9 protein-coding genes are annotated in these 13646 nt (G+C 68.5%); 3 read left to right on the top strand and 6 right to left on the bottom strand.

Annotated features, from left to right (window positions below; all coding sequences use genetic code 11):
- Positions 1–55 precede the first annotated feature (55 nt).
- The 6 genes from OHO83_RS37675 to OHO83_RS37650 form a co-directional block, all read right to left on the bottom strand.
- Positions 56–427, bottom strand: a complete 372-nt coding sequence (locus OHO83_RS37675) for an MmyB family transcriptional regulator (RefSeq protein ID WP_330280447.1) — start codon at positions 425–427, stop codon at positions 56–58.
- Positions 428–641: 214 nt separating this feature from the next.
- A complete protein-coding gene (locus tag OHO83_RS37670; protein WP_330280446.1) occupies positions 642–3296 on the bottom strand; it encodes an alpha-L-rhamnosidase in 2655 nt (884 codons plus the stop codon).
- A 42-nt stretch (positions 3297–3338) separates the two neighbouring features.
- Positions 3339–5204 carry a hypothetical protein gene (locus OHO83_RS37665; protein WP_330280445.1) on the bottom strand — a complete coding sequence of 622 codons (1866 nt, stop codon included), beginning with the start codon at positions 5202–5204 and terminating at the stop codon, positions 3339–3341.
- A gap of 75 nt (positions 5205–5279) precedes the next feature.
- On the bottom strand, positions 5280–6185 hold the full coding sequence (locus OHO83_RS37660) for a carbohydrate ABC transporter permease (protein WP_330280444.1): 906 nt from the start codon (positions 6183–6185) through the stop codon (positions 5280–5282).
- Positions 6182–7087: a carbohydrate ABC transporter permease gene (locus tag OHO83_RS37655; protein WP_266667769.1), complete on the bottom strand. Its 906-nt coding sequence runs from the start codon at positions 7085–7087 to the stop codon at positions 6182–6184. Before OHO83_RS37655 ends, OHO83_RS37660 begins: the two co-directional genes overlap by 4 nt.
- 11 nt (positions 7088–7098) lie before the next feature.
- Entirely contained in the window at positions 7099–8436 is a 1338-nt protein-coding gene (locus OHO83_RS37650) for an ABC transporter substrate-binding protein (RefSeq protein WP_330280443.1), read from the bottom strand.
- 276 nt (positions 8437–8712) lie between these two features.
- Between OHO83_RS37650 and OHO83_RS37645 the strand changes: the two genes are divergently transcribed.
- The 3 genes from OHO83_RS37645 (at position 8713) to OHO83_RS37635 (ending at position 13552) form a co-directional block, all read left to right on the top strand.
- On the top strand, positions 8713–9741 hold the full coding sequence (locus OHO83_RS37645) for a LacI family DNA-binding transcriptional regulator (RefSeq protein WP_330280442.1): 1029 nt from the start codon (positions 8713–8715) through the stop codon (positions 9739–9741).
- 269 nt (positions 9742–10010) lie between these two features.
- Positions 10011–11435, top strand: a complete 1425-nt coding sequence (locus tag OHO83_RS37640) for a glycoside hydrolase family 5 protein (RefSeq protein ID WP_330280441.1) — start codon at positions 10011–10013, stop codon at positions 11433–11435.
- A gap of 47 nt (positions 11436–11482) precedes the next feature.
- Positions 11483–13552, top strand: a complete 2070-nt coding sequence (locus OHO83_RS37635; protein ID WP_330280440.1) for a beta-galactosidase — start codon at positions 11483–11485, stop codon at positions 13550–13552.
- Positions 13553–13646: the final 94 nt, after the last annotated feature.

Genomic DNA, 13646 nt, shown 5'->3' with positions numbered 1-13646 from the left:
GGCAGGAGGGCGGTCTTGGTGTAGGTTCCGCGGGGTGGTGAGTATTTCCACGTGATCATGAGCAGCGATCGAGCACTTCTGCGTGATCATGAGCATCGGTAGGTTCAGTAGTGGTCGCTTGCCGACATTTAACGATCTTCCGGTTTAGGTGGTGGGACTTCTTCGCACCGTTTCTCGGGCGCCCGGCCGGGGTGGTTGCCCAACTGGAGAGGACCTTGATCCGGTCTTCGTTCGGGGTGCCCGGCTCGGCGGTGTAAAGGGTCAGGGAGCGCGCTTCGCGGGCGGACATGGGCAGATCCAGCGGCTGGTAGGTGAGCTCCAGAGGGCCGGCGACTGGGTGCTGGATTTGATGCCGCCGTGGTGGCTCCGCATGGGATGCGCGGCCCACCGCGTGCGGACCTCGGGACTGAGGGTGGACGGTGTCCATCGATCCCGTCGCCCGGACCACGACCCGCCCACCGGCCTGGCGGCACAGCGGAGCGTCCCGCAGCAGCCCGCCGAGGAGGACGCGCTCGCTGGGCAGAGTGCGCATTACGCCTGACGGCTGCACCCACCGTGCGTTGAAGAAGCGGAGCGGACCACCCTCCCCCGTGCCGCCCGGTCCTGTTGGACGCCGCCGAGAAGCGCCTAACAGGAGAACCTCAGCCCCGGCGTGCCGTGAACCGACCGGGGCCCGTGGCCAGTTCCTCGCCATCAGGGAAGATGAGGGTGGCGGTGGCCGTCGGCGGGACGTCGACGGCCAGGTGCAGTTCGCTGCCCTCGGTGCGCCATTCGACCGATATGGTGCCGCGCGGGCTGACGAAAGTGCCACGCGCCCAGCCCACCGACGGATGTGGCACCGGCGCCACGACAAACCGCTCCCAGGCCACCGAGCCTTCGGCCTGTCGCAGCCCGAGCACGTGGGTGTGCAGGAAGTGGATGACCGCGCCCTTGCTGTAGTGGTTCAGGGATTCGTGCGCGTCGCCGTTCTCGTCGACGCCGTCCCACTCCTCCCAGATCGTGGTGGCACCCCGGTCGAGCATGCCTAGCCAGGACGGCGACGTGCGCTGAAGCAGGACCTCGTACGCCAGGTCGGCGTGGTCGGTGTCGACGAGGACGGGCAGCAGGTCGGCGCTGGAGAGGAAGCCGGTGCCCAGGTGGGTGCCGGCCTCGCGGATCAGCTCGGCCAGGCGTGCGGCGACCGCGTCGCGCAGCTCGTCGGGGGCAAGGCCGAGGGAGAGTGCGCGGACGTAGCTGGCCTGGGTGTCGACGGTGGTGCGGCCGGTTTCGTCCAGGAACTCCGTGCACCAGGCGTCCTTGACCCGCTGGGCAAGGCGGGCGTACCGGGCGCTGTCGGCTGCGCGGCCCAGGACATCGGCGACTGCGGCGAGGGTGACGCAGGACCGGTACAGGAAGGCGGTACCCACCTCGCCCTTGTCGGTCTCCATCCAATTCTGTGCCGGTTGGAGGAGGGATCCGTCCGAGGTGCGGGGTTTCGGTTCGCACCACTCGCCCCAGTGGAAGGAGCCGTCCCAGAGGTACTCCTCGTGCGGGAGAGGTTCGACGGAGCGGGCCACCCGGGAGGGGTGGCGGGCGGTTCGGGCGGTGGTCAGCGCGAAGTCGACCCAGCGGACCATCGCGTCCCAGTTCTCGCCGAGGGCCCGGCGGTCGCCGTACGTCTCGTACAGCAGCCACGGCACGAGCACGATGGCGTCGCCCCAGCCGGCGGAGCCGGTCATCGAGTCGAGGCGCGCGTCGGTGTGGAGCTTGATGCGTCGTCCGTCGGGGGAAAAGTTGGCGATGCGTCCGTCATCGAGCTGGTCGTCGCGGACCGAGCGCAGCCATTTGCGGCTGAAACCGTGGATGTCGTAGAGGCGTGCGGCGGTGGGCGCGAAGACCTGGTAGTCGCCGGTCCAGCCGATGCGTTCGCGGGTCGGGCAGTCGGTGGGTACGTCGACGGCGTTGCCCCTGAAACTCCAACGCGCTACGTCGTAGAGGTGGTTGAGGTCTTCGTTGCCGCAGGAGAAGGTACCGGTGGGGCGCAGATCGGTATGGACCACCCGCATGGTGAGGTCCGACGCGTCCAGTGGGGCGGCGCTGCGCTCCAGGCGTGCGTAGCGGAATCCGTGGACCGTGTGGCGGGGCTCGAAGGTCTCGCCAGCGGCGCCGGAGGAGGTGATCTCGTCGTGCTGGACGAAGACGGTGACCGGGTCGCCGGGGCGCTGGATGTCGAGGTGGGTGGTGGTCAGGTCGCCGGTGGCCGGGTCGAGGTGTTCGCCGTGGTCGATCACGGTGCGGGTGCCGGCCGGGCCGAGGTCGGTGAGCGAGAGCCAGCCGGAGGCGTTCTGGCCGAAGTCGGCGATCCAGGCGCCGCTCTGCAGCCGGGTGAGCGCGCGGCAGGGCAGGTCCTCGATGTGGCGTACGGGCGGGGCCGGGGACCAGTCGATCGGGGGTGCCGTCACGGCGTCGACGAGGACCGGAAGCGCCGGTCCCCGAGCCGCGAGGAGGTCGGTGATTTGACCATCCATCAAGTCGGCGCGGGTGATGGAGCCGAAGGTGGAGGTCCAGTGCTCGTCGGTGCGGACGATCTGGCGTGTCCCGTCAGCGAGGTCGAGATGCAACTCCAGGCGGGCCGCGAGGAGTTCGCCCCAGCCGGCGGGTTTGCGAAAGGCTCCGACCTGGCCGCGGTACCAGCCGTCGGACAACACGATCTCGATGCTGTTGACGCCGGGGTGGATGGATGCGGTGACGTCGGCGGCCTGGGCGTAGAGGGTGCGTTCGTAGGAGGTCGAGCCGGGCGCGAGTTCGACAGTGCCGGCGCGTTTGCCGTTCACGAACGCCTCGTACACCCCGAGGGCCGTGGCGTACAGGCGGGCACGGGCGACTCCCGGCGTGCTGAATGTGGCGTGCAGGGTGCGCGCCGGCCGGGTGCCGGGCGCTAGCTGCGCGATCTGGGGATCGTCGGCCGGGGTGATCCAGGACGCCGTCCAGTCCGCCTCCAGGAGCCCGGCCTCGAAGGCGTGCCAGGCGCTCCACTCGGAAGCCTCCGTGGCGGCACGGGTCCGTGCCCGCCAGCGGATCTGTTCACCACTGCGCAGTGGGCGCATCGGCCAGTCGACAAGCAAGTGGCCGACAACGAGGGCGATCTGCTCCGGTTGGCCGTCGATGTGGATCTGCAGCTCGTACTCCTCGTCCAGCGCCGCGGCGCTGCGGGGAGGTTTCCACGAGAGCCGCGGGCGGCTGCCGGACACCGGAAACCGGTCGCCGCCGAAATCGATCGCCAACTCATGTGGGGTGTCGGGGGTGTTGAGAGTCATCCGGTCTGTGTCCTCCGGTGTCCGGATCTGGAGCCGCCTGGGTCAGATGCCGTTGGCCGGCTGGCTGTAGGTGGTTCCGTCGATGGTCGTGGTGAGCGTGCCGATCGCCTGGAATTCGTTCTTGAGCATCGCGGCCGGGCCGAGGGTGAACCCGTCGGGGCCTGTGCGCTTGGTGCCGGTGTGCCGGCCGGACAGGGTCAGGTCCTCGGTCCAGGTGACACAGGCGAGGGCCGAAGCGGTGCCGGGGGTGCAGCCGAGCGCCGTGTTGGAGACGTGCTCCACCTTCTCGGTGCCGTTGATGATGTTCGTGCCGTCGTCGCTGTAGTTGCTGTAGGAGACGGCGATGCCGAGGGCCTGGGTGCCGGAGCTGTTGTTCGTGATCTGCACGGTGGCCGTGCCCTGGACCTTTCCGCGCAGCGTGTACGTACCGGTCGGCACGGGCTTCGGCTGCTGCACAGGTGTGCTCGGGTCGTACGGCTGGCCCCACGTCTTGTCCGAGACCGGCGCGGGCGTCACGGGTGCGCTGGGCTTGAGGTCGGGGAAGCGGGCGATCATCAACCGGCTGTTGCGGCCCCCGGGTTCCGTGGAGTCGGCGCAGCGGTGCGGTGCCGGATTGGCGCCGCAGGCCAGGTTCTCGGTGTAGACGACGGCGGTGCTGTCAGCCAGCCACACCGGGTCGGCGGCGGCGTTCCAGTTCGGGTCGGATCCGGCGTTGAGCTGGAAACCCCGGCCGGTCTTCGCGTCCACGAGCCAGGGGGAGAAGAAGCGGCGGTTGCCGTTGTTGCGGATCCCGGAGATGTACGGGGCGGTGCCCGCTGCCGCGGTGAGCGGGGGGACGCCCGGCATGCCGGAGATGAAGTCGAGGCGTCCCGATCCGTTGACCTCGTCGGCGAGCAACCACTTGCCGTCGGGGGACATCGCCATGGGGTCGGTGTAGTGGGCCTGCTGCGTGAGCGGCCGCGAGGCTCCGGTCGCCAGGTCGGTGGCCCAGGCGTCCATGCTGTCGGAGTTCAGGCTCTGAATGCCGAGGATCCCGCTCCCGTCGCTGGTGAAGCCGCGCGGCTCACCGATCATGCCGGCGTGGTTGAGGCGCAGTTGGTTTCCGCCCTCTACGACCAGGGGCTGGTACGCCGGTGACAGGTTCACCAGGACCGAGGTCCCGGTGAGCTCATAGCGCCGGTTCTCCTTGTCGTAGGAGAGGCGTCCGACGTACGGGATCTCCATGAGTGCCCTGAAGTCGAGGACGTCCCAGACCAGATGGACGCCGTCGGGGCTCAGCCGCCACTCTCGGCCGTTGTTGATGCCGCTGCTGTCGGGCTCGAAGAGCGGCTTGCCGTTCCAATAGATGGGCGTGATGCGGGTGTTGGCGGGGGTGCAGCGCGGGTCGGTGACCGCGTACGTCGCTCCGTCGGGACCACACTCCAGGATGCCGTTGCTGACCAGGACGCGCTTGCGGTCGGGCAGTTCGTTCGCGGGCGGGTAGACGAGTTGGCTGGTGTCGATGTCGGGGCCCAGGGACACGCCGCACGTGACGCACTTCCATGCCTCGCCGTTCGGGAAGGCGCCCCCGTCGGTGCGGACCACCAGGACTTGGTTGCCGCGGTAGACGCTCGCCGGTCCTGAATCCGGCGCCCCGGAGTAGGTGATGCCCAGGAACACATACTTCGGGTCCCTGGCCGGGCCGGGTGTGCCGATACCGCTCCAGTCGGCCGAGACGCAGCCGGTGGGATGCGTGCACACGCCGTCCTGCGGGACGGTCGGCGGCACCGGCAACTGCTGCATATCGACCCGCGGTCGAGTCGTGCTCGACGCGTCCGCGGCCGCGGCCATGGACGTCGGCGGACCCGCCAGGGCCGCGGCGAGCGCCAGTACTGCGGCCGCGGCACCTCTCACAAGGGTGGAACGCACACTCCGGACTCTTATGGACACTGCAGCTTCCTCACTGGTCGTTGCCGGGTCGAGTGAGCGACTGATTGTGCGGGGCTACTTGAGCGCGCCCGCCGAAAGCCCGCTGATGATGTGGCGCTGCGCGATCGCGTAGAAGATCACGATCGGCAGGACCGCGATGACTGAAGCGGCGAGCAGGATCTGCTGTTGCGGGGAATCGGCCGACACGAAGTTGGTGAGTCCGCGCTGTACGGGCATCAGTGAGCTGTCGTTGAACAGCACCAGACCCATGAGGTACTCGTTCCAGACCCCCATGGCCTGGATGACGGCCACCGCGATCAGGCCCGGCTTGGCGAGGGGGAGGATGATCCGCCAGAAGGTGCCGAGCAGGGAGGCGCCGTCGATGGCGGCGGCCTCCTCCAGCTCCTTGGGCTGGCTGGCGAAGAACCCGCGCATGATCAGGATGGAGATCGGCAGTCCGCCGGCGATGAGGACGAGGATGTAGCCGATGCGGGTGTTGGCGAGCCCGAGCGTGATCAGCAGCTTGTACTGGGCGATGAATGACGCGGGCATCGGGATGATCATGATGACGAGGATGAAGCCCACGACGGCGCCCCGGCCGGGGAACTCGATGCGGGCCAGGGCGTACCCGGCCAGGCTCGCGATGATCAGGATGCCGAGGACCGCCGCCGCCGTGTAGAGGAGGCTGTTGGGCAGGTACTGGCTGAAGCCGCCCTCGTTCCAGGCGGTGGCGAAGTTGCCCCATTCGAAGGGGTGCGGGATGGGGTCGGTTCCCTTGTACAGCTGCTTCGCGCTCTGCAGGGAACCGCTCAGCACCCACAGGATCGGCACCAGCGCTTCCAGTGCTCCGGCGATCAGCAGCGCGTACAGGGCTACCCGTGGTCCGCGCAGACGGTTTCGACGGCCTCGCGGCTCGCTCTGCGTCGGTGTCGGCGCCGTCTTTGACTTCGGTGCCGGGTCGAGAAGAGTGTTCACGGTCACCTTCCCTTCTCCGTCCGGGGGTCGGTGCTTCCGCCGAGCCTGCGGGAGACCCACAGCTGGAAGCAGGCCAGGGCAATCAGGCACAGCCCGAAGATGACGGACATGGCGGCCGCGCGGCCGTACTCGTTGTACTGGAAAGCCTGTTGGTAGATGTGCAGGGTGGGAACCTCGGTGTGGCCTGCGGGGCCGCCGCCGGTCAGGACCTGGACCGTGCCGAAGATCTGCAGTCCGCTGAGCAGGGTCAGTACGCTGACGATGCCGGTGACGTGCGACATCCCGGGCCAGGTGACGTAGCGGAACTGGGCCCAGCCGCGGGCCCCGTCCAGGGATGATGCCTCGTACAGCTCCTTGGGCACGTCCTGCCGGCCGGCGAGGAAGAGGATGAAGCCGAAGCCCCAGTGGTACCAGACGAACACGGCGGCGACCGCGATCACGGCCGTCTTGGGGTCACCCAGCCAGTTGTGCTGAAGTCCGTCGAGGCCGACGGCCTTGAGTGCCTGGTTGACGATCCCGATGTTCGGGTCGAGGAACCACGAGAACATCACGCCCACCACCACCGTGGAGAACACCCCAGGGAGGTAGAAGACGGTGCGGAAGAACGCGGACCCGCGGCGGGCACGGTGCACGGCAAGGGCCATCACCATCGAGACCGCGTTGGCGACGACCAGACCGACCGCGCCGTACAGGACGGCGTTCTTCATCGAGCCCCAGAACTGGGTGTCATGCCACACATAGCGGTAGTTGTCGAGCCCGATGTACGGCGTGTCCAGGCTCACCCCGTCCCAGGACTGGAAACTCAGGAGAATGCCCTGCACGAAGGGGACCACCGTGAACAGGCCGATCATGGCGAGTGCCGGCGCCAGGAACAGCCAGGCCGCGGGCACGCGACTGCGCCGCCTCATCACGCGCTGCATTACGCGCTCTTCTGCGCCGCGTCGAGGTCGCCGAGGACCTGGTCGACCGAGCGTTCCTTGAGGACGAGGGCCTGAGTGCCCTTCTGCAGCGCGGTGTTGACCTGCTCCAGAATCTGGTTCTGGACGAGCTGGATGTGGGAGGTGTCCGCGGCGATGCCGGTCAGCTGCTTGGGGATGTTCTTGCCGGACACGGCACGCGCGGAGGGGATCAGCGGGACCCCGGTGGCCCATGTCTGCTGCTGGTCGGCGGCGGTCAGCCACTTCAGGAACTTCAGCGCCTCGGCGGCCTTCTTACTGCGGGGGTTGACCGCTGCGCCCTTGGCCGCGCCGCCGACCAGGCGCGGGGTCTGGGTGCCGTCATCGGCCTTGGGAAGCGGGAAGGAGCGGAAGTCGGTGAAGTCCGGGGCGGTCGCGCGGGCCACGCCGACGGCCGAGGTGCCGTCGAAGATGGCCGCGACGCCCTGGGTGTTGAAAAAGGCCTTCTCCACGTTGGGGTTGTCGGTGTTGCCGCTCGGCAGCGAGCCGGTGGCGATCACGCCGGCGTCTCGCAGGTCGACCACGAGCTGCAGCGTCTTGCGCCAGCCCTCGCTCTTCCAGCTGTTGTCGCCCACGAAGGTGGCGTTGAGCTCCTCGTCGGTCATGTAGTTGGAGGCGTAGGACTGGATCACCTGGTTGGACAGGCTCGCTGCGAACCAGAAGGGACCCTTCCCAGACTTCTTGATCTTGCGCATCTGATCGATGAACTCGCCCATGGAAGCAGGCGCCTGGTCCGGGTTCAGCCCGACGGCCTTGTACATCCCGGCGTTGACGAAGACCCCCAGGGCCGGGGTCTCCCAGTGTGCGCTGTAGACACCCGGCTTCACGCCCTGCGGATTGTCCGCCGCGAACGTCGTCGTCTTCAGTGTGGCGGGCCGGAAGCTGTCGCCCCAGCTGCCCTTCATCTTCTCGGTCAGGTCCATCGCCCAGCCGGCCTTGTAGTAGGGGGCCATGGTATGGCCGTCGACCACTGAGTACATGTCCGGCATGTTGCGGGACTGGGAGCTCGACTGAAGCTTGGTCACGAAGTCCGCAGGGCCGACGTCGTCGATCCTGATCTTCACGCCGGTCTGCTTCGTGTACTGCTGGGCCAGCTTCTTCAGCGTCGAGGCCTGACCGCGGGACTGGTTCATGAAAACGATCTCCGAGCCGCCCGAGCCGCCCGAGCCGCCGGAACTGCAGGCCGCCAGTGACGTAGTGGCGAGACCGGCGCCGACCGCTCCCAGAAGGAAGCCGCGCCGGGAAGGTCCCGTGGTGGTGCCGGTCGGGTCTGCTGAACCCTTCACGTGGATTCGTGTCATCTCGGGTCTGCCCCTTTGGGTCGGTGGCGTCGACATCGCCTGAAGAGCCGCCATCGCACAGGACCGAAAGAACATGCCCTGCGAGTTCGAAACTTGTTTCTATCTGGCGTGCTGGCGGTGAACGCTAGGTGCGGCAAACAAGCCCGTCAATACCTGCCGCACGGCCAATTTTCCTGTTCTGCAACCACCTTGACTCAAGGGATTCACGAAAAAAATTTCGATGCTACGGTGCTGGGCAGTCGGGCCAACCGCCCGCCGTCACGCCCCGGGAGAGCCATGGCATCCGATCCTCAACGCGTCACCCTTGCGAAGGTCGCTGAGACCGCCGGCGTCTCGGTGGCCACCGTCTCGAAGGTCATCAACGGTCGCCGTGACGTGGCTCAGCAGACGCGCGACAAGGTCCTGGAGCTGTTGCGCCGCTACAACTATGGCGGCTACCGGGATGATCTGCGCTCACACCCCACTGTGGAGCTCTTCTTCGGGTTCGAGCGACTGAGCATCTACCACACCGAGATCATTCAGAGCGTGGTGGACGCCGGAGCGGATGAGGGCATCGCGGTGGTGGTGGGCAGGCGCGGCGACCGTGATCCGACGGCCGATCCTGCCTCCTGGGCCCGCGACCTGGCCGCCGCAGGACGGCGTGCCGTCATCGCGGTGACGGCGAACACCCTGTCGTCCACGGCCCGCGAGGCGCTGGACCGGGTCCGTATGCCGTTGGTGCTGCTCGACCCGGAATCACTGCCCGACGACTCGATCGTCAGCGTCGGTGCGACCAACTTCTCCGGCGGCCACGCCGCCACCACGCACCTGCTGTCCCTCGGCCACCGCCGCATCGCCTACCTCGGCGGCACAGAGCACGCCGGCTCCAACCAGGCTCGCCTGCACGGCTTCCGCAGTGCGATGGATGCGGCAGGCGCGCAGGTGCCGACCGAACTGATCCGCCACGCCGGTACGTTCCACGCCGCCGAGGGCGTCGACCATGGGGCGCGCCTGCTCGCCGTGAACCCGGCGCCCACCGCGGTATTCGCCGCCTCAGACGAACTGGCCGCCGGGGCCATCGAGGCCGCCCGGCGGTGCGGCCTGCGCGTACCCGACGACCTGAGCGTCGTCGGCTTCGACAACACACCGCTCGCCCAGGTCACCTCCCCACCGCTGACCACCATCCACGGCCCCGTCCGCGAGATGGGGGCCGTGGCCCTGCGTACCGCCCTGCAACTGGCCGCCGGGGAGAAGATCGACTCCCACCATGTCGAGCTCGCAACCCAGTTGGTCGTACGAGAATCCACCCGGCCACCGCACGACTGATCCGGGCGGCTGCCCCTGGGGGGCGCCGTCCCCGGTTGCCCGGCAGCCTCCGTCCCGTCCCCGACCCCCTTTAAGGGGGCCCGGACTCCCTTGCCCGATCCTGCTCGCGCGGGCTCGGCGCCGAGCGTATGAGGATCGTCGTACCGCCGCCGGTGTGGTGCCCACGGCCTGCGAAGCCGCACCGCAGGTCCCTCCCAACAGCCCGGCCGTCCAACTCCCCCTGATCCGCCATCGCTCCCAGCCCGCCACCACACAGCGAAGGATCCCCCGTGCTGATCACGACACCATCCGCGCCCAGCTCCCACGACTCGTTCCCGGACTCGAACCCCCTGCTCAAGACCTCCGGCACCGGCCTGGCCACCCGCGACGGCACTCCGGTCCGGCTTCGCGGCGCCGGGCTCGGTGGCTGGATGAACATGGAGAACTTCATCACCGGTTATCCGGGCAATGAGGACGCCATGCGTTCAGCGGTACGTGACGTCCTCGGCGAGCGCCGCTACGAGCTGTTCTTCGACCGGTTGCTGACCGTCTTCTTTACCGAGGCCGACGCCGCGCTCCTTGCGTCCAAGGGTCTCAACTGCCTGCGTGTGCCCGTGAATTACCGTCACTTCGAGGACGACGCCCGACCGTTCGAGATACGCGAGGAGGGCTTCGCGCACCTCGACCGCGTGGTGGAACTGTGCGCCCGGTACGGCATCTACACCATCATCGACCTGCACTCCCTGCCCGGCTATCAGAACCACCAGTGGCACTCGGACAACCCCACGCACCTGTCGTTCTTCTGGACCCACCCGCACTTCCAGGACCGGGTGGTCCACCTGTGGGAAGTCATCGCCGACCGCTACAAGGACAACCCGTGGGTGGCCGGCTACAACCCGATCAACGAGCCCGCCGACGATTCCGGGCAGGTGCTCCCCGCCTTCTACGACCGCCTCGCGGGCGCGATCCGCGCGGTCGACCCGCACCACATCCTCTTCCTCGACGGCAACCACTACTCCGCCGAGTTCGACATCTTCGGCGACCCCATCGACAACACCGTCTACACCTGCCACGACTACGCGCGCGCCGGGTTCGCCCGCAGCACCGGCTACCCCGGCCACACCGACGGCGTCTGGATCGACAGGGACCAGGTCGAGGACTCCTTCCTGCGTCGCACCGCGTACATGCGCAAGACCAACACCCCCATCTGGGTCGGCGAGTTCGGTCCCGTCTACACCGGCGACCCCGTGCGGGACGAGCAATGCGCCCAACTGCTCGCCGACCAACTGGAGATCTACCGGCGCCACGAAGCGAACTGGACCATCTGGACATACAAGGACGTCGGCCTGCAAGGGCTCGTCCACCTTGCCCCTGGCAGCGCCTACGACCGGCACTTCGGCGCGTTCATGGCGAAGAAGCACCGCCTGGGTGCGGAAGCCTGGGGTTCCCCCGAAGGCGCCGCCCTGGACCTGATCAAGCCGCTCGAACAACTCGTCGCCGACGAGTTCCCCGGCTTCTGCGGGCAGCCATTCAGCACCCGCCAGTGGCTCGACGTCATCATCCGGCACGTCATGCTGGGCCAGCCGCTGATCCAGGAGTACGCCGAGCTCTTCCGCGGCCTCGGCGACGACGACGTACTCGCCCTGGCCGACTCCTTCGCACTCGAGCGGTGTGTCTCGCGCGACCAGCACCTGGACCTGCTCGCGAACGGCTGACGGATCGCCCCGGCCCTGGCCGGCCACTCGACAACTTACGGAGAGTCATGTTCCAGCCGCCCCGGCGCGTCCTGTTCGGCGCCGCCTACTACTACGAGTACCAGCCCTACGAGCGCCTCAAGGACGACCTCGACCTGATGGCCGAGGCGCACTTCAACGTCATCCGCGTCGGTGAATCCGTGTGGTCGACCTGGGAGCCCGAGAACGGGGGCTTCGAACTCGACTGGCTCCAGCCGGTCCTGGACGGCGCGCACGAGCGCGGCATCGCCGTGATCCTCGGGACCCCGACCTACGCGATACCCCCGTGGCTCGCCCGCCAGTACCCGGAGATAGCCGGCGAACGCGGCACCGGGCAGCGCATCGGCTGGGGAGCGCGGCAGGAAGTGGACTACACGCACCCGGCGTTCCGCTTCCACGCCGAGCGCGTCATCCGCAAGGTCGTCGCCCGGTACGCCGAGCACCCCGCCGTCATCGGATTCCAGGTCGACAACGAGCCCGGCCTGGAACTGTTCCACAACCACGGCGTCTTCCAGCGCTTCGTCGACCATCTGCGCCACACCTACGGCGACGTCGACACCCTCAACCGCGAGTGGGGCCTGACCTACTGGTCGCACCGCCTGTCCACCTGGGCCGACCTGTGGACGCCCGACGGCAACAGCCAGCCACAGTACGACCTGGCCTGGCGCCGCTTCCAGGCCGCTCTCACCACCGAGTTCATCGAGTGGCAGGCCGGCATCGTCCGCGAGTACGCGAGCCCCGACCAGTTCGTCACCACCTGCATCGCCTACGACCGCCCGGGCATCGAGGACGACGCGCTCACCCGCAACCTCGATGTCACCGCCGGCAACCCCTACTACCCCATGCAGGACGCACTCACCCTGCCGAACCCGCACCCCACGCGCCAGAGCGCGGCCGCCAACGAGGGAACCTGGGCGCTCTACCGCATCGCCGACCGCTTCTACGCCTCCCGACAGGAACCCTTCCTCGTCACCGAGACCAACGCCCAGACCATCGGCGGATCCTGGAACAACAAACCCGCCTACGACGGGCAGTGGCGCCAGGCCGCCTGGGCGCTGATCTCCCGCGGCGCCTCAATGATCGAGTACTGGCACTGGCACACCCTGCACGTCGGCACCGAGACCTACGTCGGCGGCATCCTCCCGCACAGCGGACGGCCGGGCCGGATCTACCGCGAACTCGCCGCTCTGGGCGCCGAGTTGGAGGCGGCCGGTGACCTGGTCGCCTCGCTCACCCCGGACACGGACGTCGCCTTCCTCTACTCACTGCCCAGCAAATGGGCCCTGGGGGCTCAGCCCCCACTGGCCAAGCCGGACGGCTCACCGGATACGCGCTCCCACGCCACGATCTTCGACGCCTTCTACCGGGGCGCGTTCGACGCGGGCCTGCAAGCACACCTGGTCCACCCCGGCCAACTGGACACGGCGGACCTGCCGCCGCTGCTCGTCGTGCCCGCGCTCTACATCGCGGACGACGCGACGCTGGACCGGCTGCTCGCCTACGCGGAATCCGGCGGACACCTGGTGATAGGCCCCCGCACCGGGTACGCGGACCCCGAAGCCCGGGCCCGCACCGACATCCAGCCGGCCCGTCTCGCCCGGGCCGCCGGGGTCTCCTACGACGAATTCACCAACCTGGACACGGCGGTACGGGTGCACGGCAGCGCGGAACTCCCGCTGCCGGCCGGAGCCGACGCCCTGCACTGGGCGGAGGCTCTCGTCCCGGACGGAGCGGACGTGCTGGCCACCTACGACGACCCGCACCTCAAACGCTGGCCCGCGACTACGACCCGCCGCTGCGGCGAGGGCCGCATCACCTACGTCGGCACGGTGCCCGACCCGGCCTTCGCCGAGGCACTGTTCGGCTGGGCGGCCGCCCCGGCCGGGGCGTGGCGCCTCCCGTATCCGAGCGTCACGGCCACCTCGGCCACGGCCCCGGACGGCCGTCGCGTCCGCTTCCTGCACAACTGGTCATGGGACCCGGTGTCCGTTTCACTCCCCACTGCCGTGGAGGACATCCTCACCCACACCACATACGCAGCCGGGCGCACGATCGAACTCGGCCCGTGGGACGTCAAGGTCTTCACGGAACGCGACTGACCTGACACGCCGGGGCCGGCCTGATGAGCGGCGGCAACACCCGTTCATCAGGACCTGTTGTGCTCTCGATCTTCTGACCTGCAACCGCCGTGCC

The organism is Streptomyces sp. NBC_00569, from assembly GCF_036345255.1.
Lineage (GTDB): Bacteria > Actinomycetota > Actinomycetes > Streptomycetales > Streptomycetaceae > Streptomyces.
This window is presented reverse-complemented; position numbering and strand designations above follow the sequence as displayed.

Coding starts and splice junctions, on each gene's coding strand:
- OHO83_RS37670 (WP_330280446.1), bottom strand. CDS start 3,296: ATGACTCTCAACACCCCCGACACCCCACATGAGTTGGCGATCGATTTC.
- OHO83_RS37655 (WP_266667769.1), bottom strand. CDS start 7,087: ATGAGGCGGCGCAGTCGCGTGCCCGCGGCCTGGCTGTTCCTGGCGCCG.
- OHO83_RS37675 (WP_330280447.1), bottom strand. CDS start 427: ATGGACACCGTCCACCCTCAGTCCCGAGGTCCGCACGCGGTGGGCCGC.
- OHO83_RS37650 (WP_330280443.1), bottom strand. CDS start 8,436: ATGACACGAATCCACGTGAAGGGTTCAGCAGACCCGACCGGCACCACC.
- OHO83_RS37635 (WP_330280440.1), top strand. CDS start 11,483: ATGTTCCAGCCGCCCCGGCGCGTCCTGTTCGGCGCCGCCTACTACTAC.
- OHO83_RS37645 (WP_330280442.1), top strand. CDS start 8,713: ATGGCATCCGATCCTCAACGCGTCACCCTTGCGAAGGTCGCTGAGACC.